The sequence below is a fragment of the Nostoc sp. WHI genome, from assembly GCF_015714725.1.
Lineage (GTDB): Bacteria > Cyanobacteriota > Cyanobacteriia > Cyanobacteriales > Nostocaceae > Nostoc.
Genome location: NZ_WBKM01000348.1, coordinates 1 through 26242 on the forward strand (window position 1 = coordinate 1; position 26242 = coordinate 26242).

Consider the following 26242-nt stretch of genomic DNA (forward strand, 5'->3'; position numbering starts at 1 on the left):
CAGTGGGTAGGCTGGTGACGATAAATTGCACCCTACTACCTATTTTTTACGTCAGTCAAGGTGATGAAGAAAAGTTTTGTCAATTTGCAAAAACTGAAGGATTAATTCGGGTATTGAGGATTATGCCACTGTTCCAACAGAGGATGAATTACTTCGGCGTTGGCGAAAAGAAAATCAGCCACAGCCATAATTCTCTGGTAAGGTAATCCAGCTTCTCGGCGGCTGGCTTGTCCACCCAACCAGTGATAAGCCGTCGATTTAGAGATGGCACAGATTTTTGCTAATTCTTCGTAACCTAATCCCCAACGATAGCTAAATTGTTGGGGGGACATGAACATTTGGTTATGCAATTCTAGAAACTGCTGATGTTGTTGAGCTTCAGACATGATTGCCCTGAAACCTTTCCAAGAATGAGTTATCCAGGGGTTCAATATCTTCCTCGAAAGCGAAGTCGCAGATGCAAATTTCACGAGAGGGGCTGCGCTCATCTAAAAGAATCAAGTAATGTAAGCCAGTGGCAATGCAACTGGCTTGTTGGGTGTATATGACTCCAATGACGCGGCCAAAGTCACCATTAGGTACTTGAAACCATCGCACCCATTCACCGAGATGAAATCTCTGCTGGGGTAATTCGCTGGGAATTACTTCTGGTAAGGCTACTGGCGGTATTTGGCGGAGAATATCACGCATAGAGGCTTTCCCATATCTTAAAAGCTATAAGCATTCTTCAAGTTACTGCAAACATTAAATTAGTGTTTTTCAATATTCTTACTTTAACAGACAAACATTGCCACACATTAAAAAACATTGCTAAACCTTTTTGAGTTTTTAAAGAAGGTTGCAGCGATATCATGATCTGGTGGTAAATATTTCTAAAGTTAATGAGCCAAAGCGATCGCGGACAAACTTCGATGTAATCTTTCCCCAAAGATATCCATGAGGCTTTGGTGAGATGGGCGAGACAAGATTCCTAAAATTTCAGATCGCACTCTTTGATAGTATTATTCGGTTAACCGAATAATACTATCACCATCCAGGATTTAAACCAGCTTGCTGCCAAGATAACTGACTGGACTGCTATGGCAGTTGTTAAACAGTTTTATTTTCCTAGTCTATGACAAGCCGTTTAGGTATTTAAATGTAAGTTATGGAGCCAGAAGCTGTTCAACGTCCGCCTTGGTATGTAGAACCCAACAAAGGGGAGAGTATTAGTCACTATTTTGGACGATTTAGGCGACACGAAGCAGTTTGTGTCTCCTCTCCTGGGAGTTTAAGTAAAGCCGCAGGAATTGGCCCAGTATTAGCGAGGTGGGAGAAATTTCGGTTTAATCCATTTCCTAGCCAAAAGGAATTAGAAGCAATTGGTAAATTAATTGGTTTAGATGTAGACCGAATTGCTCAAATGCTCCCGCCCAAGGGTGAAAAAATGAAAATGGAGCCAATACGCTTGTGTGCTGCGTGTTATGCAGAGCAACCATATCATCAATTGGAGTGGCAGTTTCAATCAACGGTGGGGTGCGATCGCCACAAGTTACGTCTCCTTTCAGAATGTCCCTTTTGCAAAGAACGTTTTACTATTCCTGCTTTGTGGGAAAAGGGAGAATGCAAAAAGTGTCATGCGCTTTTTAGAAGTATGGCAAAGCGACAGAAAAGTTACTCGCTTCAATATGTGGAATCTAGTTTTTGTAATCAAGAACTTTAAATATTTAAAATACCAAAAATTAATTAGTGGTGAGTAAGCGCACCAAGTTTTACTTTATGGGGTTTGCGGCAAATTCGTTTGTCCTGGGTTCACAATACTCATTATCAATGAAATAAGTCGTTGATCACCCTGCTGGCAATGTGTGTGCAACATTCGGAATACAGCGGCTTTTAAGAACGCGCGATCGCTAATCCCCATTTCCTCATATAAAGTAGCATAACTATTTAGCCCATCCACCAATTCTTGGTCAGAACTAGGCGCAATCTTGGCAGATTTACACCAAAGCTTAAAATCATCAAGCCAGCTCTTGAATGCCGGGTCTAGCACGTCTTTTTCATATCGTTCTCGGATGCGGAACACTTTATCCCAAGTAAGTATCTCTTCGCTAGTCGGCGCAAACTCGATTTGCCATTTTGGTACTTGACCAGTTGTTGTAAGTGTGCCAGCAAAAGGCTGACTGTTTTCGAGAGAGAGTCTAATTCCTGTACAGTTATATGGATCAAACGACTTGCGACGAGTCCCGTCATCGCTAAAGAGAATATCCTGAGCGAGCTTGTAGCGAGAGTTGCATTTATTTCCCATTGGAACAAGGTTACGCAAATTTGAAGCAGCAAATGGGTATTTGCTTTCAGCCAGGTAATGATCCAATGCCTCGCGGGGTACTCTTGGTGCATCAAAGTTCTCACATCCGCAGAAAGGACATGTGTGAGAAGGAACTGCATCATAAATCACTTTGTAATGCCTATCACGAATTTCCATGTCTGTGAGAAGATCAAACGCAAATTTAAAAAGTTCTTTCACTGGCTCACGAATGGGTTGTGGCAGGTCAGTTATGGCGTCACAGTTACACTGGCAAGACAAGAGAAGAGCAATCTGATTTTGGTCATGGAGCGATTGAAGAATTCGTTCCTGTTCTTCAATGGTAAGGTTTTCTAGAACTGTCCGGTAAGTATTCAATCTGTCTTTCAGTCCTGTACGCCTGTGCAGTCTTGGACGATAAGGTTCTGGAACAATTTCAGGCCATGCTGGCAGCGTTGTTGCTGTCTTTACACTGGCATGAATTGAATGCAGAATCTCACACAGGCAGTTGTGGAGCCAATTTTCTTCTGTCGCCGAAACGGGATACCCAAAAAGCATCCTACACCCCATCCCTATTTATTAGTTGCCGCAATCGATCAGCAAGAAATGCTTTCTCGACAGAATCACCCAGTTGTTGCATCCCTGCCCTGATATCTTCGGGATTCTCACTCTGCATCAGTTCTTTTATCTCGTCTAGAGGAACTTGTGACATAGGCGGACGGACGTTAAAACATTCCTCAATGATTGTGTCAAATGTAGTGCCAAATGTTTCAATATTGGGATTTTGAACTTCAATCTTCCCTTCTTCGTTTTTGCTGAAAATAAAAACTTGGTCTCTGTGCATATCCGAGGGTACGAAAGGCGAGTGTGTTGTCAGCAAACAGTCTTGTTCAGTAGCTTTTGAAGATTCTCTGCGATCGCCATTTTTCGTAGGCAAATCGAGTATTCGGGAAATGAACTTCACCCGCCATAGCGGATTGAAATGCGACTCAGGCTCATCAAGGAGGAAAAGTACATTAGGAGATGACAACATACAAAACGTTCCAAGAATCTGCCCAAGCTGATGCTCGCCATCGGAGAGCGATACATAATCTACCTCTTTGCCAGTCCTTTGAGCAGTGAACATCACCCGTTCAAATCGAAAAACCTTATCCTCATCCTGAGGCTCTGGAAGACGTGAAGCAAATCTTCTCGATTTAGTATCTTTTTGAAATCGGTCACGCGTCTTCTTCGGAAGTACCAAATCGTTTAACATTGCAAACTTGTGAAATGATGAGTACAAATCGTCGAGCGCGTTTTTCCAAAAGATGCGAAACCCTTCCCTCGTCTGCTCATTGATCCAATAGTCAAAAGTGTAAGTTTTTGTCCTGTCCTCATAGGTATAGCAAGTAGCACAGCGCTTGAGCCAGTCGAGATAATTTTGGAGTTCCTGTGTAAGCAGAACTTCTCTTTGCCTGTTATTAGATTTGCTCTTTTTGGGATTATTGGGAGCTGCACTATGAGCAAGTTGGATGATGCAACGAAATGAGTGCAGGTTTTGCAGTTTGGCATCCTGTAGCAAAAAATCCCACTGGGAAGCATCACCCAACAGAAGATTAGCCACAAGAACCTCAAGATGTGTTCCATAGTCAATCAGCATCAGCCGAGTATCTGGAACGGGTTTTGGATCATGTAATGCACTTTCGGTCACATCCTTTGCATACCCACTGCGACTTAAAAGGAACGGCAGACTGAGGGTTTCATTATCCCCTGACGTGTAGCCAACAACTTTTCGAGGCAGCAGTGCGTGGGTCTTTGGAGCATTTAGTTTACACTCTATCCATTCGTATGCCTCTTCATCTCTCAGCTCGATGAAAAGGGTAGGACGATTTTTACCACTGGCTTTCCGTGAAATACGGACACGGACAGGTAGCTGCTCATTCTCTGGCTGGATGAGGTATTCAAGCTCAAATTGCAAGTCAGGATTTCCCTCGACACGTTCTTCCTCGCTAATGCACTTGTGAAACACAGACTGAAAAATCTCTGCTAGCACTTGCAAAAACTGAGATTTACCTGCGCCATTGGGTCCAATAAGACATAGAGGGTCAAACCCAGAATAGCCACTCAATGGACTTCGTAACCGTAAGTCAAGTCCATCAAGTAGCCCGCCGCAGGTTTTAGCAGAAATGATATGAACCCTTAAAAGCTTCATTTGTCTGCCCGAAAAAAACGCATTGCTCGCTCCTCTTGATCGAAAACCTGCCTAAGAATCGGCTCGGCTTCACTGAGGAGTGCAAATAGGATATCCTTTAGTGAGTCATAATCACCACTGAGGTTTTCACGCAGTTCATCGAATGAAAATTTGTCCTTGGGTAATTGGTGAATTGCTTCTCTAACAGATTCTTTGGTCATCTTGGTCATGGTTGGTTTTCTGGAAGCCTTGATCTTGGGTTTGGAAAGTTGTTCTGCTCGTTCAGCGCGAATCTGCTCCAACATCGCTGATGCCGATTCATCGTTGGGGTCTTGAGGCACAAGTTCGCCGCGAAAGGCTTTAGCTAATAGTGCAGGTGTCAGACATTCGATTTTAGCGCGGGCGGATTGATAGGAGGCTTCGAGGCGATCGGCGTAGGCAAACAGGTTTTCAACATCATGAACAATTTCGTTTTGTTCATCCAGTGATGGCACTCGTAGAGGGATAGAAGAAATCTTTGAGATACTCAGATTGTAAAGGCCAGTAGTTGTACTTGCTAATTGGACTAATGAAGCTCGACCTTCTGGGGATAGAAGCCAGAAGAGAGCAAATTTAGGAAGCACGTTTCCGTTTGAACGCCAGCGAATAAGATGATTTTGGTGTACACAATCTGAGATGTCTTCATTCCAGATCGCTGCGCGACCAATTTGATCTAGACTGCCATTACCTTCAACGATCAAAATATCACCTTTGAGTAAAAGGGTTTTTTGAAATTCTGCCTCTGTTAGTCCGATTTCTGTAACATCATCTAATTCAAGTCTGTTTGCATATACGTTAGCCACTCTTAGGTAAGGCTTACGCAGCGTGAAAGCTAAACGCTTAGTATTTTTGATCAAGCCACCTGTCACGGAGCCAATACTCCCAAAGACTGTTGTTTCCCATTTCACCGAAGTACCACGCTGCTCTCGCCAATCCTCTGTAAGTTGTCCTGATGTTGCAGCGGCAAGGACAGCTTGGCGAAAACGTTTGAGGATCATCGGCATCTGCTCCAGCCGATTGTTACAGACATGTAGCCGTGCGAACAGCGTGTCAAGCTTATCAGCGATGCGTTTTTGTTCTTTGAGAGGGGCGACAGGAACTAGAAAGGTTGCGACACGCTTCGGTTGAGTTCTCGTGAGAGAGCCACCCACCCCAGTTACTTCATCACATATCTGCTCGCGAAACGACGGGCTTGAAAAGAAATGCCGCAGGTAGCTACTGAGAAGTTTGGATGAGCGGAAGACGATCCACTCAGAGGAAGCAATTTGCCTAAGCCCTGAATCCTTTCCAACCTGCCAAACACGATTTATTCGAGGATTGATCTTGCAGATCAATACATCGTTAGGCTTTACTAATTGCTTCGTTGATCCGATAGTTGACCCCGTTACTACTTCTGGTTTTCCTGACGAAAAGCTAGGCACACTCCACAACTCGAAAGTTTCTTCTGGGAAGTTTGCTGGATTAATCGTTTCAGCCTCAAACTCATTGATCATTCCAAAAGGCGTTTCAGTCCAGCCAGATGGGAGATCATAACTCACACTTCCACCTCCTCACCTAACTCCTCCAGAATTCCCCGCAGTTCTTCCAATGCCCCTTCCAGTTCGACCATTGCTTCTTGTGCGAGCGCTGCTGGTTCTAGCAGTTCGTCAGTACTGTTTTCTCCTTCATTTCTAAGCCAGGAAATGTCCAGGCTGTCACTGTGATCGGCGATCCAGTTACGGGTAAATTTTCTAAAACGCCCTTGTTCGCCAGTATCTACGCGCTTGTCAAGACTTGCTGGACTACCAAAGGGGTCATCGCCAAAGGCAACTTCAAACTCGGCAAAGTGTTTGCGCGTGAGTTGGGTGCGCTTACCAAACTGCGATATATTAGCACGCAAATCATATACCCAAACTTCTTGAGTATTGCCTTTTTCCTTCTTGCCACGAGTGAAAAATAGCACGTTAGTCTTGACACCCTGGGCGTAGAAAATACCAGTCGGTAGGCGCAGGATGGTATGTAGATTGCACTTTTCCATCAAGTCAACGCGGATCTGCTTACCTAAATTGCTATCAAACAATACGTTGTCTGGGAACACGGCGGTAGCACGACCACCAGGTTTGAGACCACGGTAGATGTGTTGCAAGAAGCAAAATTGCTTGTTGCTGGTAGGAAAAGTAAAGTCTTTGCGGTTAGGTAAGCCACCCCCTTTCTTGGAGCCAAAGGGTGGATTGGTTAGAATTAGCGTCGCTTTCGGCAAAGCTTCTCCCTCTGGGGAGAGCGTATCGCCGTAGTGAATACCCGCCCCTTGCAGGTCAAATTCTAGTCCATGTAGCATCAGGTTCATTAACGCCAGACGGTGCGTATCCTGCACATGCTCCATACCGTAGAAGGTATTGCTACGGTACTTGCGTCGCTGTTTTTCTGTCCAGGTATCCGGGTCGCTGTTTTCGTGTATGTAGCGATTGGCGGCGATTAAAAAACCGCCTGTTCCTGCTGCGGGGTCTTGAATAATGTCCTCCAACGTAGGGCGCATAACATGCACCATACTATCGATCAGCGGACGGGGTGTAAAGTACTGACCAGCACCGGATTTTTTTTCATTGGCGTTCTTCTCGAGCAGCCCTTCATACACGTCGCCCAGACCTTCCTGCCTAGCACTGTACCAGTCAAGCTTGTCGATCTCAGTGACCAGTGTAGAAAGTGTATTGGGCTTTTTGATGGAGGAACTGGCATTGGCAAAAATTTCTTTAACGAGCGTGGAGCCGTGACTACCAAGGTGGATCAATAAACCTTTGTAGAACTCCAGGCGGTCGAGTGTTGCTTTGCTTTCCAGCTCGTCCCATCGGTAACCATCAGGAAGCAGGTTTTCGGTGCGGGTTTCCTTTGCCATCTTCAGGAACAGCAGGTACGTCAGTTCAATGACGTACTGGTGATACGTCACGCCATCATCTTTGAGGATGTTACAGAGATTCCAAAGCTTGGCGACGATATCGTGGGTGATGTTAGTCATAAGCGATATCACTTTACCTCAGCACTGGAATCTTCTTTTTGAAGACAATATCTAATCGCCTCCTCCCAAACATCTGTTTGCGTCACTTCCAGACCCGCATAGGCGCTTTTAAAAGCAATTTTTAGATATTTAGCCACCCTCCCTTGAACCTCTCTAATTTCCTCTGGCATTACTATTTTGAAGCAAAAGTTCGCGGCTTTCTATTGTTACACAGGCTCTGAGCGAAAATCCATTTGCTTGCGTTAAGGGAAAGTAATGGTGGGATAACCGTGATTATTGCGACGGATTCTGCTGCTTCTCTCTCTCTTCAACTGCCTTACTCACAAGCCGCACAACAAGATTACTGATGGGACGGTCTTCTTCCTCAGCCCATCTCACCAAAGCCTCGTGGATATCTTTGGGGAAATATATGGAAGTTTGTACGCGATCGCTCTGACTCATCAACACTACAAAGATTTGTTGCCAGTTCATCATACTCCCGTAACCTTGAAACAAGGCTCAATAATGTTTAACAATGTGTGACAATGTTTTATGGTAGATTGAAAACATTATTGAACAAGTGCGACAATGCTGAGGTTTTTGGATGGCGATCGCGTCAAGTGGCGATCGTTATCTGGCGAAGACGAATAAGTAGTTAGTTCTAAATTACACAAACAAAAAATTATTGATTTGGTGGAGATGTTGTCACCATGAGTAGCGATCGTAAGAAGAAATCCACGATTCCAGTCCATAGAACTATACGATGCCATTTGGATGCTAGTGAAAATATACTTCGGCAAGTATGGGAAGAAATGACTCAAAAAAATACTCCTCTGATTGTTCAATTGTTAAAGAGTGTAAGCGAACAACCAGAATTTGAAGCTAATAAAGAAAAGGGAGAAATAACTAAGAAAGAAATCGTAGAATTACGTAAAATTGTCACAGAAAATCCTGAACTTGAAGAACAATCAGGCCGTCTTCGCTCATCAGCAGACTCTTTTGTAAAAGAGGTTTATTCTTCATGGCTTACTTTATACCAGAAACGAAAAAGGCAGAAAGAGGGTAAAGAATATTTTCTCGAAAATATACTAAAAAGTGATGTTGAACTTGTAGGTGAAAGTAACTGTGATTTACAGACAATACGTTCTAAAGCACAAGAAGTACTTACTCAACCAGAAAAATTTCTAAAACAACTTACTATTAATGATGAGAATGTAAACCCAACCAAGTCAGCTAGAAAAAGAGTTAACAGAAATAATAACAATAAAATTACCAATGTAAAACAAAGCGAAGATTTTAGTTCTCCAAACAATGTAGATGAAAATAAATTAGAAACATTAACTAATGTTTTATATAAAATCCATAAACAAACACAGGATATTCTAACCCGTTGTGCAGTAGCTTACCTGATAAAAAATCATAATAAAATTAGTGAAGTAGAGGAAGATGTTCAAAAACTAAAAAAGCGTCGTAATGAGAAAAAAGTCGAGATAAAACGTCTAGACAATCAAATTCAAGATAATCGCTTACCTAGTGGTAGAGATATAACAGGAGAAAGATATAGTGAAGCATTTGACAACTTAATGAATCAAGTACCTAAAGATAATAAAGAGTGGGAAGATTGGATAGCTAATTTATCGAGGAAAATATCACATTTACCATACCCTATAGATTATTTGTACGGAGATTTAACTTGGTATAAAAACAATGAAAATAATACTTTTGTTTACTTCAATGGTTGGAGTGAATATCACTTTAAAATTTGTTGTAATAAACGCCAACGTCATTTTTTTGAACGCTTTCTAGAAGACCACAAAGCTTTTAAAGGAAGCGAGAAAGGTGAAGAAAAACTTTCAGGAAGTTTAATTACACTACGTTCTGCACAGTTGCTATGGCAACAAGGTGAAGGCAAGGGTGAGCCGTGGAAAGTTCATAAATTAGCTCTGCATTGTACCTATGACGCTCGTTTATGGACAGCAGAGGGTACTGAAGAAGTGAGAAAAGAAAAGACTGACAAGGCGCAAAAACGATTAAGTAAAGCCGAAGAAAATGAAAAGTTAGATAACATTCAACAAACACAACTGAATAAAGATAAATCTTCATTATCTCGACTTAATAATTCATTCAATCGTCCTGGTAAGCTACTTTATCAAGGTCAATCTAATATAATTATTGGTATCAGTTTTCATACTGTTGAGTTAGCAACGGTTGTCGTAGTTGATATAAATACTAAAAAAGTACTTGTCTGTAATACAGTCAAACAGTTACTAGGCGATGCTTTTCACCTGTTAAGCCGCAGACGACGGCAACAAGTACATTAGTGACCTGAGCGATCCGTGGGTATCAGTGGGGTTTCCAAAGCCCTCCCTGTAGGTGGTGGGTTGAAAGTAAGCCTGAGCCACTTTTAAAACTAATCCCGGCAAGTTTCTAAAGCCTTCCATGTAGGTGGTGGGTTGAAAATTCTGATCATTGAACAATACCTTTGCCAATTTACGAGGGTGAGTTGATATCTGAACTCCCTTTTCTCTGAGGCTTGGCAAAAACAATAAGTCCTAAAAATTCCTTCAAGGTTTCCCACAAGGTTTTTTAACGTATTGTCCGTAGTATCAAGGGTTTGATATTCCAAGCTACCTTATAAGCTAAACGCTTATGTATGGGTCATTTTGCCATTTTTGCCCAAATTTTTGTTGGCTCTTATTTTGGCAAAGGTATTGTTGAAGATGCCACTTTGGCTATATAATTCTGTATTAGGGTGGTTTGAAAGGAGCGCTGCGATCGCACGTAGAAACGCAGCTATTTTATAGTAATGGAGCCTCTGCTTAGGTGAAAACAGCAAAAGAAGAGGTTATATATTTTTGTAATTAGACTCCAAATAAACTTCTTTAAAGCTACTTTTGTAATTAAAGAGCCTTGGGCTTACTGTAATAAATTAAATTAGAAAACATATATTTAGCCGAGTTCTACAGGCGGATTTTGGACAATAATTCTTTAAAACTGGTTTCAACTCTGGACAATAATTCTTTAAAACTGATTTAATTGCTGAAAGCCGCGAAAATACGTAACTTATGCCCCTGAATTGGGAAAAAATGGACATTAATTATTTAAAATGGACAATAATTATTTAATGGACATATGGAGAATAACGGATTCGAACCGATGGCCTCTGCGGTGCGATCGCAGCACTCTACCAACTGAGCTAATTCCCCTTAATCAGTGCTGAGTTATGAGAAATATCCTCGTTAACTCAATACATTATCACCATAAAATATTCTAACATTCAGTTACCGATTGCTCAGGCTGTTTTGAGAATAAACCTTCTGCACCCGTTCCAGTTCCAAATCACTGAGATAATCAACAGTCCAGTTACAGCAGCGTTGGAGCATGTGGAATGGGTAAGTATTCGCTACCCCAACAACTTGCATTTGCGATCGCTTCGCTGCTTCGATACCTGCTGGGGTATCTTCGATAGCCAAACACTCTTGCGGTTGGAGATTCAATTCAGGATATTTTTGGTTTAGGCGTTTTACTGCCAGTAGATAACCATCGGGTTCTGGTTTACTGGCAGTGATGTCATCACCTGCGACAATAATTTGAAAATGTTTAGCTAGTTTAGCACGATGGAGTACCAATTCTATTTCTTTGCGAATAGCGCCACTAACTAATCCTAGTTTTAGATTGCGCGATCGCACCTGAAATATTAAGTCTTCTACACCTGAATATAAAGGCAGTTTCTCTATTTTCTCTAGTTCCACCGTATAAGCTTCGGCTTTGCGGTACAGCAATTGAGTTAAATAGTTTTCATTAGCTACTCTACCACGATTAGCCAGTAGTTGCTGAAAACAAGCGCGATCGCTGCGTCCTAAACAAGCTTGACGCTCATCAACCCGTTGGGGTTGGAGATTTTCTTCAATGAGAATCTCATCTATCAGTTGCAGGTGGATTGGCTCATCGTTAATGATCACACCATTAAAATCAAAGAGAACTGCCTTTAAACTCATGCCATTGTGCCAAATGCTGGAGATCCAAGTCCCTCCAAATCATTATTATCTATTGATGTGGGAGCATACTGGCGAACATTTTCGGTTGCAATTGGTTTAACGCCACTAGTTACCTGATGTATCCACCATACATCTTGCGATCGCACTGCTTCAAATCCGGCTGCACCCATATTTGCATCTACGCTACCAGCAGCATACTCACGAATATATGGCTCCTCAAAAACATCATTAAGCCATTCTAATTGACGCAGAGTTTTCTGATTACCATCTAAAATTAATACTTGCCCTCCAGTTACCAGCAACCGAAAGCTTTCCCGCAGAATTCCTAAAGACACCGCATCTGGTGTTTCGTGGAATAGCAAAGAAGCTGTCACTAAATCAAATGTTGCGTCTCTAAAACCGATTTTTTCAGCATTCCCATGTCGCCAGACTATATCTAAACCAGCATTTCTAGCTTTATCTTCTGCCCTTACCAGCATATACGGTGATAAGTCCAAACCAATAACTTCCGCTTCGGGGAAAGCCTGCTTTAACATTAAAGTAGTGGAACCTGTACCACAACCTAAATCAAGTATGCGTCGTGGTTTCACCTTGACGGCATCAACTAAAGCTTGACGGATAATAGTTTCATTCGGTGGCAAAACGTATTGAGTAATCGGATCGTAAGTAACTGCGGCACTGTAATTGAGATATCCGCCAGTAATCCCGTGAAAATTTTGACTACTGTAGTACGGGGGAATTATGACATCATCTCGTCGAAAGCGATCGCACTCTTTCTCCCAGTCAATACTATCAGCATAATGCCGTAAGCCATTTTCATCGATCAAAAGTCGCACGACAGGAGATAAAAAACGTTCCCAGATTGTATCTTGACGCACTGCCATAGGTATTATGTTAGAAATTTAAGTGGTATTTAGAACAGAGTGATTTTCTTTACAAATTTTAATCTATTTGGGAAATATCCGCTTGCTCTTGGAGCGATCGGCTTGACACTTGTAATCTATATTGTTACATTTGTAGTATATCAGTATAACTCCTAAAAGTAGTTCTTCAGCTTCACGAAAATTGAGTGAGCCAAATGAAAGACAACACAACATTTAAATTGCTACAACTAACTAGTACCGCTTTGCGTAATTCGTAATTCGTAATTAAGTTTTAGCGAGAGTTTCAGACATTACAAATGAGTGGCTTATTTACGCAGTACTGTACTAGGTAATGAGTTATAGATCATAGCGATAATTACCAGTGCCCCATGCCCAATCCAAAATAGAAAAAATTATGCCCTACGAAAAGTTAGAAATTACCACACCAACACCCGTCTTATCTTGGGCAAATCACTCTTTGGGATCAGAAGAAACTAAGATGGCAAAGAATGTGGCATCATTACCATTTGTATTTAAGCACATAGCCTTAATGCCAGATGTTCACTTAGGAAAAGGTGCCTTAGTTGGTTCTGTAATTGCGACTAAAGAGGCAATTATACCAGCTGCTGTGGGTGTGGATATTGGTTGCGGGATGAGCGCCATCAAAACATCATTTACCGCTCAACAACTAGAAGGTAAACTAAAGAAAATCCGTCTGGATATTGAAGCAGCAATTCCTACTGGATTCAACGAAAACAAAGACGTTGAAAAATCTGTTACTAACTGGCAACGCTGGGATGATTTTCAAGAGTTGCATCGCGGCGTGCAAGATTTGCAGGGTAAAGCAATGAGACAGATGGGTTCTCTCGGTGGAGGAAATCACTTTATTGAAGTATGCCTCGATACAGAAAACCAAGTTTGGTTGATGTTGCATTCTGGTTCCCGTAACATCGGCAATAAACTAGCTCAGTGTCATATTCACACAGCCAGGGAATTAGCAAAGATGGCAGGTAATAAATTACCTGACCCTGATTTAGCTCACTTTATTGCTGGTACGCCAGAATTCCAAGCATACTGGCACGATTTGCAATGGTCACAAGACTATGCGCGTGTCAACCGCGATGTGATGATGGCGCGTTTTAAGCACATAATTGAGAAGCATCTGATAGGTGGGAAGGCAACTAAACCTTTGTTGCAGGTTAATTGTCATCACAATTACGCCGAAAAAGAAGTGCATTTTGATGAGGATGTATACGTTACCCGTAAGGGTGCAGTCCGCGCCCAGACTGACGACTATGGGATTATCCCTGGTTCGATGGGGGCAAAGTCTTTCATCGTTAAGGGTAAAGGTAATGCCCATAGCTTCTGTTCTTGCAGTCATGGTGCGGGGCGGTTAATGTCAAGAAATAAGGCAAAGAATGTCTACACACTTGATGATTTGATAGAACAAACAAATGGCGTAGAATGCCGCAAGGATGAGGGTGTGTTAGATGAAATTCCTGGCGCTTACAAGCCGATAGAGCAAGTTATGGAAAACCAAGCGGATTTGGTCGAAGTTGTAGCAACACTCAAGCAAGTTCTTTGTGTCAAGGGTTAAGAGGATTTCTCATTATTCTCTCGTTCCCACGCTCTGCATGGGAATGACTGATTAGAGGCTCTGCCTCCAGTCAGACATTGAGCCAGAGACTCAACGAATGCGTTCCCAGGCTCCGCCTGGGAACGAGGAAAGCCCCCGTAAAAATGGAACCGGAATCAAAGTCTCCCTTTTTAAGGGAGATTTAGAGGGATCTAAAACTTTTGATACCGACAAGAGGACTTTTCAAACATCCTCTAAGGCTTATGTGATTAAAACACACATATTTTATTCACTTTAAGCATTTATTTATTCCCTTCAAGTTAATGCCTTCTGCAAACAATGCGTAAGTCCTATACGTAAGTCCTATAATAGTATTTCAACTCTGATAAATTGGAGGGGACTGTGACCACTGCGGTACACTGGCAGGAGCGAATTGGTAATCAAAGGGATTGGGTTTGGCGGGGCTGGCAAACTCGCTACACTTACATTCGCCCTACCCAAAATAACCACAAGACAACACCTTTAATTTTGTTACATGGCTTTGGCGCTTCCATTGGTCATTGGCGACATAATTTAGAGGTGTTGGGCGAGCATCACACAGTTTACGCCATAGATATGTTGGGTTTTGGCGCTTCTGAAAAAGCCTCGGCTAATTACAGCATTGAACTTTGGGTAGAGCAAGTTTACGATTTTTGGAAAACATTTATCCGTCAGCCAGCGATATTGATAGGCAATTCTAACGGTTCACTGATTTCTATGGCCGCCGCAGCCACTCACCCCGACATGGTGCGGGGTATGGTGATGATGAGTTTACCCGACCCTTCATTAGAGCAAGAAGCAATTCCTCCTGTTCTAAGACCAGTTGTGAGTGCAATTAAAAATATTGTCGCTTCGCCGTTGATACTTAAACCTGTGTTTAACTTCGTGCGTCGTCCTGGGGTGCTGCGTCGCTGGGCTAGTCTCGCTTACGCTAATCCAGAGGCGATTACCGATGAACTGATAGAAATTTTAGCTGGGCCTCCCCAAGATAGGGGTTCTGCTAGGGCGTTTAGTGCTTTGTTCAAAGCTGCGATCGGAATTAATTTTAGTCCCAGTGTCAAGACAGTGTTACCAACCTTAACAATTCCGATGCTGTTAATTTGGGGGCAAAAAGATCGGTTTGTTCCTCCAGCCCTTGCTAGCCAATTTGCCCAGTACAACCAGAAGTTAGAAGTGCTTAATTTAGAAGATGTGGGTCATTGTCCCCATGATGAATGCCCAGAACAAGTTAACCAAGCTATTTTAGATTGGATTGAGAAATGGGTTGGCGATTGCCAACCTTTAGTTATTCCCAATATGTTATAGTTTATGTGCGATCGGGCAAGCTAGTCGGTTGGCCACGATTGGATTTTTTTATTTTGAATTACTTAGTAACTAACCAATCGCCGCTTGATTGGTATCAACATCTATAGCACCATTTACAGAACGGGCTACAGTAGTCATTTTGTTGAGAATTTCTTGACTAGGAACTTTACCCTTAAGTACCACAGTACTACCAGTCTGAGCAACCCAGAGGGTATCAACATCCTCCAGTTCGGGGTCTTGATCAAATGCCAATGCTACCCGCTTTGCCAACCCACTCTGGTCGTATTCACCGTTCAATCCCAGACGTTCTGGGGGTATTGATTGAGTAGCAGTAGGTGCAACGCTAGTGCTAGGGGCTTGCGGTATTGCCTGCGGAGTCGGGTTTACTTGTGCATTTTGGGGTTTTTCCATTCCAAATAGTCTTTTTAACCAACCCATAAAAACTTTTCTCCTTATTAGAGGCTTATTAAATTTAAGTATAAAAGTTTTACAAAAACGCCGCATCTGCCAACGAAAAGATATACATTCAATGAAATTCCTGCTTGCAGTATGATTTTTGCCCAATTTTCCTCTAGAGAATGCAATGAGTGCAGCTATTAAAGTTATAATGAAAGATCACAATTACAATTTAGTGCAGCAGTACGTCTAGCGTAACCTTTAGCTAATACGTCACCTTGGAAATCAACATACATTTGCCAAAATGTCAAAAGCTTGGAACTCAAGGATTTTTGAATTTTGAATGAGTGAATGTTGAATTTTGCAAAGCAGTACTAGTATCTGCGTTACTCAAATCCTGTTCTAGCCTCTGTTGGCCAAGATGAAACATACCCTTTCAGTTCTCGTAGAAGATGAGGCGGGTGTTCTTTCCCGCATTTCTGGTTTATTTGCCCGTCGCGGCTTTAATATTGAAAGCCTTGCTGTTGGTCCAGCTGAACAAGGAGGAGTCTCCCGAATTACGATGGTTATCCCTGGTGACGATCGCGTGATCGAGCAACTCACCAAGCAACTATACAAATTAGTTAATGTCCTGAAAGTACAGGACATTACCGAAACTCCTTGTGTAGAGCGAGAATTGATGCTATTGAAAGTGAATGCTAGTAGCAGCAATCGCTCAGAAGTCATCGAACTGTCTCAAATTTTCCGGGCGCGAGTCGTAGATGTGGCCGAAGATTCTCTCACTTTAGAAGTTGTGGGAGATCCAGGTAAGATGGTAGCGATCGTGCAAGTGTTGCAAAAATTTGGCTTAAGAGAAATTGCCCGCACTGGCAAAGTTGCCCTGACTCGTGAATCGGGTGTGAATACTGAGTTACTCAAATCTTTGGAAGCAAAGGTTTAGTTGAGAATTTAAATAAAGACTCGCCAATACTCAACAGCAAGTATAACTAAAGTTCTCCAATCAAAGGCAGCAAAAGTCATAGTAACAATTGCCACTATGACTTTTTTTTAGTAACAATTACTGGATAAAAACCATCTCCACCATTGCGTAGATGGATTTTATAGTGGAGATTTTTGTAATTTCAAAGCTTGGTTCGATTCTAAGGTAACCAAGGAAAAGAACTAAAGTCTGGTGGACGCTTTTCGAGAAAGGCTTGTTTGCCCTCAGCCCCTTCTTCTGTCATGTAATAGAGTAGGGTGGCATTGCCAGCGAGTTCTTGTAACCCAGCTTGTCCGTCACAATCAGCATTGAAGGCGGCTTTGAGACACCGAATTGCGATCGGACTTTTTTCTAAAATCTCCTGCGCCCATTGAATACCTTCTGCTTCTAGTTGTTCGACTGGGACGACACAATTAATTAAGCCCATTTCTAGAGCTTGTTGGGCATTATATTGGCGGCAGAGAAACCAAATTTCTCTAGCTTTTTTTTGCCCCACAACGCGGGCGAGATAGCTGGCTCCAAAACCACCGTCGAAACTACCGACTTTGGGGCCAGTCTGTCCGAAAATGGCGTTATTGGCGGCGATGGTAAGGTCGCAAATCAAGTGTAGGACATGTCCACCACCGATCGCATATCCAGCTACTAGGGCAATCACAACTTTCGGCATGGAACGAATCAGGCGTTGTAAGTCCAGCACATTCAAGCGGGGAATGCCAGTATTGTCCACATAACCGGCATGTCCTCGCACGCTTTGATCGCCACCAGAACAGAAGGCATATTTACCATCGGTGTGTGGGCCATAGCCCGTGAATAAAACAACACCAATTCTAGTATCTTCACGAGCATTAGAAAAAGCATCATATAGTTCAAAGACTGTTTCAGGTCGAAAAGCATTGCGTTTGTGGGGGCGGTTGATAGTGATTTTAGCAATGCCATCGTTTTTTTGATACAAGATGTCTTCGTAGGTTTTGGCAGTTTGCCAGTTAATTTGCATTGGTATGGAGTACGCTGTTGTGCTTGAGAATTTTATCGTGGTCTTAGGGGCAAGCGATACCTGCGGTGGGCTACGCCTACGCTAAAATTGGTATCTCAAGCTTTTACAATGTGGTAATTGTCTAGGTGTTGAGGAATAAAAATGCGACGTGACACCATTTTCTACAAATTATTTAAGCAATTTCCAGGATTGTTGTTTGAATTGGTAGATGAACCACCCCCAGAAGCGGAAAACTACCAATTTGAATCGGTTGAAGTGAAAGAAACTGCGTTTCGGATTGATGGAGTGTTTTTACCTCCCGCTAATGCAGTTTCCAAAACCGTCTTTTTCGCGGAAGTGCAGTTTCAGAAGGATGAGGACTTATATCACCGCTTCTTTAGTGAATTGTTTTTGTTTCTCTACCGCCACTCGATCCGTTACGATGACTGGTTTGGGGTCATAATTTTTGGCTCTCGCAGCCTGGAACCTTCTTCCTCTTCGATTCACCGCGCTTTGTTGGAGAGTGGTCAAGTCAGGCGGGTTTATCTAGATGAGTTGGGGGATTTGCGACAACAACCTTTGGGATTGGGTTTGATGTTGCTGACAAATGTGACTTCTGAAAGAGAAGCAGTGGAAGGGGCGAGGTTTTTGCTGGAGCAAGCGCGGCAACAGTCTGAGCAAGCGATAATTGATTTGGTGACGACGATTATTGTCTACAAGTTTTCTAACCTTAGTCGAGAGGAGATTCAAGCGATGTTGGGATTGAATTTGGAAGAACCACGGGCTATTCTGGAAGCGAAGGAAGAAGGAAAGATTGAAGGAAAGATTGAAGGAAAGATTGAAGGAAAGATTGAAGGAAAGATTGAAGGAAAGGTTGAGGGAAAGGTTGAAGGTGAAAGAACGATTGTTTTACGACTATTAAATCGGCGCGTGGGTAATATTCCTGATGTGCTTCTGTCCCAGATTCAAGGGTTATCGGTGGAACAGTTGGAAGCTTTAGGTGATGCTTTGTTGGATTTCTCTACTCTTGCTGATTTGGAAGGGTGGTTACAAGGTGAAATAAGGGGCTAAGTTTCACTCAGAGACGCAGATGAGAAGGGCGATACCTGCGGTGGTCACTGAGCTAAGTCGTTGGCGTGGTCACTGAGCCTTGCCGAAGTGCAGCCTCTCGCAGAGAAGTGTGGGCTACGCCTACGCACTCCGTAAAATAATGATGGCTACAAATACATTTGCAGACACGCGGGTACATCAGAAGCGGTGGAAGAAGGAGTGCGATCGCTCGTCCTGCGACTATTAAAACAACTATTTGGTGAAATTGCTGAGGAACGTTGGAAGCATTAGCTTTGGCGTTGGTGGAATTGCGATCGCTGACTTAAGTATTGACGTTTGTATATACAAAGGTTACTATAATATATGACAGAGGCTGTATCGGGCTTTGACTGGGATGATGGAAATATTGAAAAATGCCAAAAGCACGGAGTCTCATTAGAGGAAATTGAGGCTTTGTTTTTTGATAAAAGTCTTAGGATTTCACCTGATATAAAGCACTCTGAAAGTGAGGATAGATTTATTGCAACAGGTGTATCAATCAACGGTAGATATATTTTCGTAGGATTTACATTCCGGGAAAAGCAAGGAAAAAGGTTAATTAGACCTATTAGCACTCGTTATATGAGAGAGAAAGAGGCGAAAAAATATGAAGAAAATATTTCCTAGAATCAAAACTGATGAAGAATTAGAAAGTTTGCTAGATGAAGATTTGTCAGATTATCTTCATACTGACAACTTTAAGCCCGTTACCTTTGAATTTCAGCCTAAAGACAAAACTGTAAATCTAAGAGTGTCAGAGGAAATGCTAGAAACAGTTAAAGCTGTTTCTAAAAAAGAAGGTATTGCCTACCAAAAGTATATCCGAAGGGCAATAGAAAGGTCTTTGGGTGAATAAATAATTAAAAATATGTTGCTAAACTATCTGTACTGTTCCTAAGCTTTTGCCTGCGATCGCACAATACCAGCAATCAGAATTAAATTTTGTAGAGTAGGCATAGCTTTGAACCTATTCTACATTTTTTTTGTAATGCCCAAGTTGTTAGGTGCGATCGTGGACTTGGAAGGGTAGTTACAAGCTCAACCAAAATGATCTTGAATTGGAAGTGATGCTATTTGAAAGGCTGCTTGCGATTCATTAACTAGATTTTAGCTGTTGGCACTCGATCACCACTAGGGATAAAATAAGCAACCGGGCATAAAGTTATGTTAAGCCTAATTTTCATAAAAACAGAACTTACTCATTATCTTTTGAACAGCCCGAAATCTTGATTATTTAGTTGAATGTCCATGCATATTACTCAGCGTCAAGAGCAATTTGGTAACGCTTATATTCGTGCTGTTACAGCAGTAGCAGGTTATACCCTTTATCAACAAGAGGTAGATGATGACAGCATTGACTTGGGTATTGCAGCCAAAGGAGCTATTGGAACTTTTCGCTCTCCCCGTTTAGAATTACAGATAAAAGCCCCTTTTAAAAGGAATGTAGTTGGTGCTACGAGTATGAGTTATCCTTTAATGAAAAAAAACTATGACGATTTAAGATATACTAATGTTTATGTCCCACGCATTTTAGTTGTTGTTGTCTTGGCTGATGATCTAGATAGTTGGTTGTATCAGTGCGAAGAACAATTAGTTATTAAACATTGTGCTTACTGGACATCACTGCGAGGTGAAAATGAATTACCTATTGGTCAAGAAACTAAGTCAGTGCGTTTATCAAGAGATAAAATATTTAATGTAGAAACTCTCAAAAAATTGATGGATATAATCTCAAATGGAGGTCATCCATGAAAGCAACTATACGAGACATTGACGTTCTTAAATCCATAAATCCACTAGAAGTTGCTAGCTATTTAGAAACTCAAGGTTGGAAGGAACAAAGCCAAATAAATGATATTGCATCTGTTTGGACATTAGAACTAGGTCAAGGAGATAATGTTGAAATATTATTACCTCTGAATCCTGAATTTCGAGATTTTTCTGCTCGGATGAGCGAAGTTTTACAAAATCTTGAAATTGTAGAAAATCGTTCCCAATTAGAAATAATAACTAATCTTAAGACTCCACTAGCAGAAATTATACAAATTTCAGTGAATCATTCAGAAATTATAAATGGGAGCATTCCTATATATCAAGGAGTTCAATTATTTGAATCAGCTAAAAAGCTCATGTGGTCTGCTGCTTCATCTGCTGTACAACCTAAACCTTACTTTAAAGGAGGTTCATTTAGTGAAGTAACTGACTATATGCAAAAATTACGTTTAGGAAATACTAAAGAAGGCAGCTATGTTTTAACCATTATTTCTCCATTAAAAGTTGACAATTATCAATCTTCAGATTGCTTTGAAAGAAAGGTTACTAGAACTCTATTTCAAGCTTTAAATATTATTAGTTTAGCTCACGAGCAAAAACTTTCTGAAAGAGAAAGTTTTTTAAATGAAGCGATAGAAGAAGGAGTAAGTGCTAATCTATGTGATGCATTATCACACATGATAAATAATGATAATGATCCAAGCCTGAGTTTTAATTTAACTTGTTCAAAAGCACTAGATCATCCATCTAATATTCCTTTAGAAATAAAATTAAACAAACAAGTTCTGTCTGTTATTACAGAAGTTAGGAATCAATTAAAATCTCGCAAAAATACTTTGGGTAGAAACCAAAAAGCTATCCTAATCGATACTATTGCATTGCCTTTATCTTCTAAACAAGAACTATTGCACTCAACAATTAAAGGTTTAGTAATTAAGCTTGAATGGTTTGGTGGAAATGAAAAAGCAAAAGTTACTGTTAGAACTCTTATAGAAGATGAAGAGAAAGAAGTTATTATTGAAGTTAATCGTAGAGACTATTTAATTGCATTTCAAGCTAATTTAGATCAGATCCCAATAATATGCAATGGTCACTTAATTAAAGAAAATAAATTATTAGTTGTAAGAGAAGTACAGAATTTTTCTATATATCGAAAGAATGTTTAAATTCACTAAAAATCAATATTTTTTCAGTGTTTGTAACACTTATGGCAAATAAATTTTAAGTTTAATCTTACAAGCATTTAACCTAATGAGATAGTTGAATTGCAATATCTGCGGCAAAGTTCCGTAAATTATCCTGCCGCCACTTAGCATCATCTTTGCGATTTGTCCGCAACTCCAAAATCCGAATTCCTGTAGCTGGTAGTGGGTTTAATCTTTGCTGCAACTGTTGCCAAGAAGTAATCAATTCATGCTGTACATTGTAAGTAGCACATAACTGAGCAAAATCAATATCTTGGGGAGTGCCAAAAAACTCTTCAAATGGTGGGTCAAATTTGGCAATGGGTAACATTTCAAAAATACCACCGCCATTGTTATTGATTAACAAAATTGTGAGATGTCCGACAAATTTATTGCGGATTAAAAAACCATTGGTGTCATGCAACAGCGCTAAATCTCCCGTTAACATTACACTACTTTGCTGGCGATGTGCCATTCCTAAAGCGGTGGATAATGTGCCATCTATGCCATTTGCACCCCGGTTAAAGTGCGATCGCACTCCTAAATTATTCGGTTTCCAGAAATATTCCACATCCCGCACAGGCATACTATTAGCAATAAACAGAGGCGTTCCTGGCGGTAAAATCTGAGAAATTAACCAAGCTGCTTTACTCTCAATTATTTCATCTATTTTCCCCATTGTCTGGTCAACAACTAACCTAACCTTAGCTTCGGCATCACACCATTTCTTTCCATAATCTGAGGATAAAGATAAATTTATCTCCTCTGCCTTTATGTCTTCTACAGATATCCGTAAATGCGTCGTCCTCCCATGCAAAGGGTCGAGGTTTTGATCGCTGGGATCAATTACCCAGCGTCGCGGTTGGGTTGCATCTATCCAGTTACGCAGTTCTTTACTCGTAGGCATTTCACCCACCTGAATCACCATTTTGGGCGCTAACTGCTTTGCTAGTTGCTGATTTCGCAAAATCAGGTCATAAGTGGAAATCAAATAAGGGTTGAGTTCGGCATAATTTCTGACTGGGGAGAGTCCCTCAGCGAACACAGGCCATTTGAGAGTTTGGGAAAGGTACGCGATCGCTCTACAATACTCCTGTGGTTGCTGTGGTTGGGCAACACCTGCAATGATAATGCCGCGATCGCATTCCTTCCATTCTTTGGGAATCGAGAACCGGGAATCGTGAATGAGAAATGAGGTAGTGCTTGCTATTCCTGCGAAGAAGTCTTCTGATTGAAACTGTGATTGCAAATAACTCAAGTCAGTTCCATCAGGAACAGGCGCTAAAGGATCGCGAAAGGGAATATTCAAATGTACTGGCCCCTTTGCAGGAGTTTGCGATCTTTCCCAGCTATGAATTACGATTTGTCGCAGGTAAGCTAGCATTCCCATATCAGGAGAGGGTAAGGCTAACTCCGTTTGCCAATTTGGGTAGTTGCCATATAATCTCAATTGATCTACAGTTTGCCCAGAGTGACAATCTCGCAATTCTGGCGGTCTATCGGTGGTTAACAGCAACAGTGGGACGCGACTATATGAGGCTTCAATCACTGCTGAATAAAAGTTAGCTCCTGCTGTACCAGAGGTGCAAACAACTACTACAGGGCGTCCGGTTGCTTGAGCTTGTCCCAAGGCAAAAAAGGCGGCGGAGCGTTCATCAAGAATGGAAATCGCTTCAATCTCAGGTACTTGTTGGGCAAAGGCGATCGCTAAGGGTGTAGAACGTGATCCAGGACAAATGATGGCACAAGTCAACCCCAACCGCTTTAGTGTCTCTGTTAAGATATAAGCCCAAAGTTGATTCACATTTTTAAAGGCGGTCGGCATTAAATCAAACATAGCTATAAAACAATTTTAGATTTTATCTAGGGAAATTCAGTTTAAAATCCATCTGGGAAAGTTGGGTGAAGAGAAGTGCGAGGGACAGAAGCCGATCCCCGAAACTTTAAAAGCAGCTTGACCTAAAGACGGGTTGTAAGCCAACCCCGCCACGCGAGTTTGTGGGAGAGAAAATCTCCAAGCAAACTTGCTCCACGTTCTACAAAATGTACAATTTGCTCTCAAACTTTTATGGACTGCATTCATTTAACGGGAATTCGCTGCTATGGCTACACTGGGTATCTGCCAGAAGAACAGGTTCTAGGACAATGGTTTGAGGTGGATGTAAAGTTATGGTTGGATATCTCCACAGCGGCCAGGACTGACGCGATCGAAGACACTTTAGATTATCGCAGCGTCATTAGCTTGATACAACATCTAGTGAAAACGTCTAAATTTGCTTTAGTTGAGAAATTGGTAGCAACGATCGCAGATTCTATTCTCCAAGAATGCGATCGTGTAACACAAGTCCAAGTCATTCTAAGTAAACCTGCCGCACCTATTCCAGACTTTAGTGGCAAAATTAGCATTGAACTGACTAAAACCAAATCCAACCTCTGAAGCACAAAGCGTTCTTTTTTTCTCAATATCTATCAGCTAGCAAAGAGAGGGGGCTGACATGGAAAGTGGAAGTTCCTGACAATAAGAATTTTTTCTACCATTGCCCCCAACAACTGCTTGTTCTCAAAAAGCTAAAAAATTAGGTGATCTGCTAATGAATCTTTAACTTACATATTTTTAGATCGCAACTTTACACACAAGACATTAGATTGATTTTCTTTACTTATACGGTATTGGTCTATAGGAATCCTATTTGATTTTTGAAAAAACTCCGTACAGATTAAAGAGCATTTTTTCCCTTGCACTTCTCTACAAGAGGCTGCGCCAACGGCAAGTGTTACCCTGATCTTGTCGTACCTTCTCTTGTCGGAGACGCTACGCGAACGGGATCTTGCTACGCGCAGCGTCTCGTAGAGAAGCGCTCAGTGACCACCTCTTGCCTCCCTACGCAAATAAGTTTAAAAATTAAATCGGATTGTTATAGTATGATTTTATTAACTTTTATTCTTGATTAATTTTTGCATAAATATTATAACTTTTATCAAAATAATCATCGAATATTCTTGAAAATCAGTTTTTGGTTGCTCAATAATTACATCGAAATTACATTTGATTCTCATAACATGATATTAACTGTATGAATTAAACTGATTATCTTTGACAAACATCCAGCTTGTCGGAGGTAAATAATATGCTATTTAATAATTTAGTTAGTATTTAGATCAATTAAGAACACAGGTAGTTAGATATTGTTTATGATAAGATTATTGACCTTTAGATAAAGTTGAAGCCAACAAGAAAATCTGAACATTAGCAGACAGGTTAATGTAACATGTTCGCCCGCAAAATTCTAGTTGTTGAGGATGAAAAAAACCTAGCCTTAAATATTAGAAAAAGTTTACAAAAATTAGGTTATTCGGTTTCAGAAATAACAAAGTCTGGTGAAGAGGCAATAAAAAAAGTAGCAGAAACTCATCCACATTTAGTATTAATTGATATCTGCCTAGCTGGGGAAATTGACGGTGTCCAGGTAGCGGATATTATCCAGAATCACTTTAATGTACCTGTAGTGTATCTAACCGAGGCTTCGGAACATAAAACATTACATAAAAATCAGCTAAGTGACCCTTTTAGCTACATAGTTAAACCATTTATTGAAAGTGATTTACATTTTGCGATTGAAATGGCTTTGTACAGACATCAGAGTAAAAAGATATTACACGAAGAAAAACAGCGGCTGGCGGCAATTATTAACAGTATGGGCTGTGCAGTGATTGTGACATGTGAAAATGGTTGTATTCAAATGATGAATCCAATAGCAGAAAGAATCACTGGTTGGAAGCAAAGTGAAGTGTTTGGTAAAGATTTAGTAGAAGTCATTAACTTAGTTGACAAACATTTAGGAGAAACAATTGAAAATTTAGCTACATCTGTAATCGAAGCAGGTGAACTTATAAATTTACCAGAAAACTGTATACTGATTACCAAAGATGGCGAAGAAATAGCGATTGGGGATAATGTTGCACCCATTCGTGATCAAAATGGCAATATTAGTGGTGCAGTTTTAGTTTTTCAAGACATTACCAAACGCAAGCAGGCAGAGGCGCAACTGATCCATAATGCGTTTTATGATGGGCTAACAGCATTACCGAATCGTGTTTTATTTCTAGATCGGCTCAAACAAGCAATTGAACGTAGCAAACGCAGAAGTGATTATTATTTTGCAGTTTTATTTTTGGATTTAGATGGCTTCAAGGAGATTAACGATCGCTTTGGGCATGGAGTAGGGGATGATTTTTTAGTAGCGATCGCTAAACGTTTAGAGTCGTGCTTACGCAGTGGCGATACTGTAGCACGATATGGTGGTGACGAGTTTACTATTCTTTTAGAGGATATTAAAGACATTACCGATGCCACCAATGTTGCCAAACGTATTCAAGACTCCTTACGATTGCCCCTTAACCTAAATGGACACCAATTATCTACTACAGCTAGCATTGGTATAACTTGGAATTTTAGTAATTATGAGGAACCTGCAACTATGCTGCGGGATGCCGATATTGCTATGTACCGAGCTAAACGGCAAGGAAAAGCTACTTATACCATATTTAGTAATTAGTTCTTTCTGGTGCCACTTGAATGAAGAGGCAGGGGGAAGGGGGCGGGGAG

At 41.2% G+C, this 26242-nt stretch carries 26 protein-coding genes and 1 tRNA gene; 12 read left to right on the forward strand and 15 right to left on the reverse strand.

Features of this window, described 5'->3' with window-relative positions; genetic code table 11:
• Positions 1-101: 101 nt before the first annotated feature.
• Positions 102-386 (reverse strand): helix-turn-helix domain-containing protein, encoded by a 285-nt coding sequence (locus F8S12_RS35495; RefSeq protein WP_196521030.1) that lies wholly within the window; start codon positions 384-386, stop codon positions 102-104.
• Entirely contained in the window at positions 379-690 is a 312-nt protein-coding gene (locus F8S12_RS35500) for a hypothetical protein (protein ID WP_196521032.1), read from the reverse strand. The genes F8S12_RS35495 and F8S12_RS35500 overlap by 8 nt, the downstream gene beginning before the upstream one ends.
• 457 nt (positions 691-1147) lie before the next feature.
• Between F8S12_RS35500 and F8S12_RS35505 the strand changes: the two genes are divergently transcribed.
• Positions 1148-1702, forward strand: coding sequence for a TniQ family protein (locus F8S12_RS35505; protein WP_196521034.1), 555 nt, complete (start codon positions 1148-1150; stop codon positions 1700-1702).
• A gap of 54 nt (positions 1703-1756) precedes the next feature.
• Here the strand turns inward: F8S12_RS35505 and F8S12_RS35510 are convergent, their stop codons facing one another.
• The 7 genes from F8S12_RS35510 to F8S12_RS35540 form a co-directional block, all read right to left on the reverse strand.
• On the reverse strand, positions 1757-2839 hold the full coding sequence (locus F8S12_RS35510; RefSeq protein WP_196521036.1) for a hypothetical protein: 1083 nt from the start codon (positions 2837-2839) through the stop codon (positions 1757-1759).
• A gap of 1 nt (position 2840) precedes the next feature.
• Positions 2841-4472: a restriction system-associated AAA family ATPase gene (locus F8S12_RS35515; RefSeq protein ID WP_196521038.1), complete on the reverse strand. Its 1632-nt coding sequence runs from the start codon at positions 4470-4472 to the stop codon at positions 2841-2843.
• Positions 4469-6028 (reverse strand): restriction endonuclease subunit S, encoded by a 1560-nt coding sequence (locus tag F8S12_RS35520; protein WP_196521040.1) that lies wholly within the window; start codon positions 6026-6028, stop codon positions 4469-4471. The genes F8S12_RS35515 and F8S12_RS35520 overlap by 4 nt, the downstream gene beginning before the upstream one ends.
• Positions 6025-7482, reverse strand: coding sequence for a class I SAM-dependent DNA methyltransferase (locus F8S12_RS35525; RefSeq protein ID WP_196521042.1), 1458 nt, complete (start codon positions 7480-7482; stop codon positions 6025-6027). The genes F8S12_RS35520 and F8S12_RS35525 overlap by 4 nt, the downstream gene beginning before the upstream one ends.
• A gap of 8 nt (positions 7483-7490) precedes the next feature.
• Positions 7491-7652 (reverse strand): hypothetical protein, encoded by a 162-nt coding sequence (locus tag F8S12_RS35530; RefSeq protein WP_196521043.1) that lies wholly within the window; start codon positions 7650-7652, stop codon positions 7491-7493.
• A gap of 103 nt (positions 7653-7755) precedes the next feature.
• The gene (locus F8S12_RS35535) at positions 7756-7956 is read right to left on the reverse strand and encodes a ribbon-helix-helix domain-containing protein (protein ID WP_196521044.1); all 201 of its coding nucleotides are present in this window, start codon (positions 7954-7956) and stop codon (positions 7756-7758) included.
• A 74-nt stretch (positions 7957-8030) separates the two neighbouring features.
• Positions 8031-8282, reverse strand: a complete 252-nt coding sequence (locus F8S12_RS35540) for a hypothetical protein (RefSeq protein ID WP_196521088.1) — start codon at positions 8280-8282, stop codon at positions 8031-8033.
• On the opposite strand from F8S12_RS35540, the gene cas12k reads away from it, so the two are divergent.
• A complete protein-coding gene (gene cas12k, locus F8S12_RS35545; RefSeq protein WP_230968500.1) occupies positions 8274-9782 on the forward strand; it encodes a type V CRISPR-associated protein Cas12k in 1509 nt (502 codons plus the stop codon). The genes F8S12_RS35540 and cas12k overlap by 9 nt on opposite strands.
• 812 nt (positions 9783-10594) lie before the next feature.
• On the opposite strand, the gene F8S12_RS35550 is transcribed toward cas12k, so the two are convergent.
• The 3 genes from F8S12_RS35550 to F8S12_RS35560 form a co-directional block, all read right to left on the reverse strand.
• Positions 10595-10667: transfer RNA gene (locus F8S12_RS35550), tRNA-Ala, on the reverse strand.
• Between the two features lie 75 nt (positions 10668-10742).
• Entirely contained in the window at positions 10743-11459 is a 717-nt protein-coding gene (locus tag F8S12_RS35555; RefSeq protein ID WP_196521049.1) for an HAD family hydrolase, read from the reverse strand.
• Complete coding sequence (locus F8S12_RS35560) at positions 11456-12343, reverse strand: class I SAM-dependent methyltransferase (RefSeq protein ID WP_196521051.1); 888 nt, start codon at positions 12341-12343, stop codon at positions 11456-11458. Before F8S12_RS35560 ends, F8S12_RS35555 begins: the two co-directional genes overlap by 4 nt.
• Positions 12344-12737: 394 nt before the next feature.
• Here F8S12_RS35560 and F8S12_RS35565 point away from each other — a divergent pair, with 394 nt between their 5' ends.
• Positions 12738-13919, forward strand: a complete 1182-nt coding sequence (locus tag F8S12_RS35565) for an RtcB family protein (RefSeq protein ID WP_196521053.1) — start codon at positions 12738-12740, stop codon at positions 13917-13919.
• 381 nt (positions 13920-14300) lie between these two features.
• Positions 14301-15242 (forward strand): alpha/beta fold hydrolase, encoded by a 942-nt coding sequence (locus tag F8S12_RS35570; protein ID WP_196521054.1) that lies wholly within the window; start codon positions 14301-14303, stop codon positions 15240-15242.
• 69 nt (positions 15243-15311) lie between these two features.
• Here the strand turns inward: F8S12_RS35570 and F8S12_RS35575 are convergent, their stop codons facing one another.
• Positions 15312-15680: a phospholipid-binding protein gene (locus tag F8S12_RS35575; RefSeq protein ID WP_196521056.1), complete on the reverse strand. Its 369-nt coding sequence runs from the start codon at positions 15678-15680 to the stop codon at positions 15312-15314.
• A gap of 379 nt (positions 15681-16059) precedes the next feature.
• On the opposite strand from F8S12_RS35575, the gene ilvN reads away from it, so the two are divergent.
• Positions 16060-16578, forward strand: coding sequence for an acetolactate synthase small subunit (ilvN, locus tag F8S12_RS35580; protein ID WP_196521064.1), 519 nt, complete (start codon positions 16060-16062; stop codon positions 16576-16578).
• Positions 16579-16777: 199 nt separating this feature from the next.
• Here the strand turns inward: ilvN and menB are convergent, their stop codons facing one another.
• On the reverse strand, positions 16778-17611 hold the full coding sequence (gene menB, locus F8S12_RS35585; protein WP_196521066.1) for a 1,4-dihydroxy-2-naphthoyl-CoA synthase: 834 nt from the start codon (positions 17609-17611) through the stop codon (positions 16778-16780).
• A gap of 141 nt (positions 17612-17752) precedes the next feature.
• On the opposite strand from menB, the gene F8S12_RS35590 reads away from it, so the two are divergent.
• From F8S12_RS35590 to F8S12_RS35610, 5 genes are all read left to right on the forward strand, one after another.
• Positions 17753-18661: an Rpn family recombination-promoting nuclease/putative transposase gene (locus tag F8S12_RS35590; protein ID WP_196521068.1), complete on the forward strand. Its 909-nt coding sequence runs from the start codon at positions 17753-17755 to the stop codon at positions 18659-18661.
• A 342-nt stretch (positions 18662-19003) separates the two neighbouring features.
• Positions 19004-19306, forward strand: coding sequence for a BrnT family toxin (locus F8S12_RS35595; RefSeq protein WP_196521070.1), 303 nt, complete (start codon positions 19004-19006; stop codon positions 19304-19306).
• Entirely contained in the window at positions 19287-19535 is a 249-nt protein-coding gene (locus F8S12_RS35600; RefSeq protein WP_196521072.1) for a CopG family antitoxin, read from the forward strand. The genes F8S12_RS35595 and F8S12_RS35600 overlap by 20 nt, the downstream gene beginning before the upstream one ends.
• Positions 19536-19927: 392 nt before the next feature.
• Positions 19928-20431: a DUF4365 domain-containing protein gene (locus F8S12_RS35605; protein ID WP_196521074.1), complete on the forward strand. Its 504-nt coding sequence runs from the start codon at positions 19928-19930 to the stop codon at positions 20429-20431.
• On the forward strand, positions 20428-21618 hold the full coding sequence (locus tag F8S12_RS35610) for a hypothetical protein (protein WP_196521076.1): 1191 nt from the start codon (positions 20428-20430) through the stop codon (positions 21616-21618). Before F8S12_RS35605 ends, F8S12_RS35610 begins: the two co-directional genes overlap by 4 nt.
• Before the next feature lie 82 nt (positions 21619-21700).
• Here the strand turns inward: F8S12_RS35610 and menD are convergent, their stop codons facing one another.
• Entirely contained in the window at positions 21701-23473 is a 1773-nt protein-coding gene (menD, locus tag F8S12_RS35615) for a 2-succinyl-5-enolpyruvyl-6-hydroxy-3-cyclohexene-1-carboxylic-acid synthase (RefSeq protein WP_196521078.1), read from the reverse strand.
• A 231-nt stretch (positions 23474-23704) separates the two neighbouring features.
• Here menD and folB point away from each other — a divergent pair, with 231 nt between their 5' ends.
• Together folB and F8S12_RS35625 are read left to right on the forward strand one after the other, a co-directional pair.
• Positions 23705-24073, forward strand: a complete 369-nt coding sequence (folB, locus tag F8S12_RS35620; RefSeq protein WP_196521080.1) for a dihydroneopterin aldolase — start codon at positions 23705-23707, stop codon at positions 24071-24073.
• Positions 24074-24905: 832 nt separating this feature from the next.
• On the forward strand, positions 24906-26192 hold the full coding sequence (locus F8S12_RS35625) for a GGDEF domain-containing response regulator (protein ID WP_196521087.1): 1287 nt from the start codon (positions 24906-24908) through the stop codon (positions 26190-26192).
• Positions 26193-26242: the final 50 nt, after the last annotated feature.

Bases quoted from the DNA above. Each gene is read 5' to 3' on its own strand.
- F8S12_RS35495 (WP_196521030.1), bottom strand. From the start codon at position 386: ATGTCTGAAGCTCAACAACATCAGCAGTTTCTAGAATTGCATAACCAA.
- F8S12_RS35500 (WP_196521032.1), bottom strand. From the start codon at position 690: ATGCGTGATATTCTCCGCCAAATACCGCCAGTAGCCTTACCAGAAGTA.
- F8S12_RS35505 (WP_196521034.1), top strand. From the start codon at position 1,148: ATGGAGCCAGAAGCTGTTCAACGTCCGCCTTGGTATGTAGAACCCAAC.
- F8S12_RS35510 (WP_196521036.1), bottom strand. From the start codon at position 2,839: ATGCTTTTTGGGTATCCCGTTTCGGCGACAGAAGAAAATTGGCTCCAC.
- F8S12_RS35515 (WP_196521038.1), bottom strand. From the start codon at position 4,472: ATGAAGCTTTTAAGGGTTCATATCATTTCTGCTAAAACCTGCGGCGGG.
- F8S12_RS35525 (WP_196521042.1), bottom strand. From the start codon at position 7,482: ATGACTAACATCACCCACGATATCGTCGCCAAGCTTTGGAATCTCTGT.
- F8S12_RS35530 (WP_196521043.1), bottom strand. From the start codon at position 7,652: ATGCCAGAGGAAATTAGAGAGGTTCAAGGGAGGGTGGCTAAATATCTA.
- F8S12_RS35535 (WP_196521044.1), bottom strand. From the start codon at position 7,956: ATGATGAACTGGCAACAAATCTTTGTAGTGTTGATGAGTCAGAGCGAT.
- cas12k (WP_230968500.1), top strand. From the start codon at position 8,274: ATGACTCAAAAAAATACTCCTCTGATTGTTCAATTGTTAAAGAGTGTA.
- F8S12_RS35555 (WP_196521049.1), bottom strand. From the start codon at position 11,459: ATGAGTTTAAAGGCAGTTCTCTTTGATTTTAATGGTGTGATCATTAAC.
- F8S12_RS35560 (WP_196521051.1), bottom strand. From the start codon at position 12,343: ATGGCAGTGCGTCAAGATACAATCTGGGAACGTTTTTTATCTCCTGTC.
- F8S12_RS35565 (WP_196521053.1), top strand. From the start codon at position 12,738: ATGCCCTACGAAAAGTTAGAAATTACCACACCAACACCCGTCTTATCT.
- F8S12_RS35575 (WP_196521056.1), bottom strand. From the start codon at position 15,680: ATGGGTTGGTTAAAAAGACTATTTGGAATGGAAAAACCCCAAAATGCA.
- ilvN (WP_196521064.1), top strand. From the start codon at position 16,060: ATGAAACATACCCTTTCAGTTCTCGTAGAAGATGAGGCGGGTGTTCTT.
- menB (WP_196521066.1), bottom strand. From the start codon at position 17,611: ATGCAAATTAACTGGCAAACTGCCAAAACCTACGAAGACATCTTGTAT.
- F8S12_RS35590 (WP_196521068.1), top strand. From the start codon at position 17,753: ATGCGACGTGACACCATTTTCTACAAATTATTTAAGCAATTTCCAGGA.
- F8S12_RS35595 (WP_196521070.1), top strand. From the start codon at position 19,004: ATGACAGAGGCTGTATCGGGCTTTGACTGGGATGATGGAAATATTGAA.
- F8S12_RS35600 (WP_196521072.1), top strand. From the start codon at position 19,287: ATGAAGAAAATATTTCCTAGAATCAAAACTGATGAAGAATTAGAAAGT.
- F8S12_RS35605 (WP_196521074.1), top strand. From the start codon at position 19,928: ATGCATATTACTCAGCGTCAAGAGCAATTTGGTAACGCTTATATTCGT.
- F8S12_RS35610 (WP_196521076.1), top strand. From the start codon at position 20,428: ATGAAAGCAACTATACGAGACATTGACGTTCTTAAATCCATAAATCCA.
- menD (WP_196521078.1), bottom strand. From the start codon at position 23,473: ATGTTTGATTTAATGCCGACCGCCTTTAAAAATGTGAATCAACTTTGG.
- folB (WP_196521080.1), top strand. From the start codon at position 23,705: ATGGACTGCATTCATTTAACGGGAATTCGCTGCTATGGCTACACTGGG.
- F8S12_RS35625 (WP_196521087.1), top strand. From the start codon at position 24,906: ATGTTCGCCCGCAAAATTCTAGTTGTTGAGGATGAAAAAAACCTAGCC.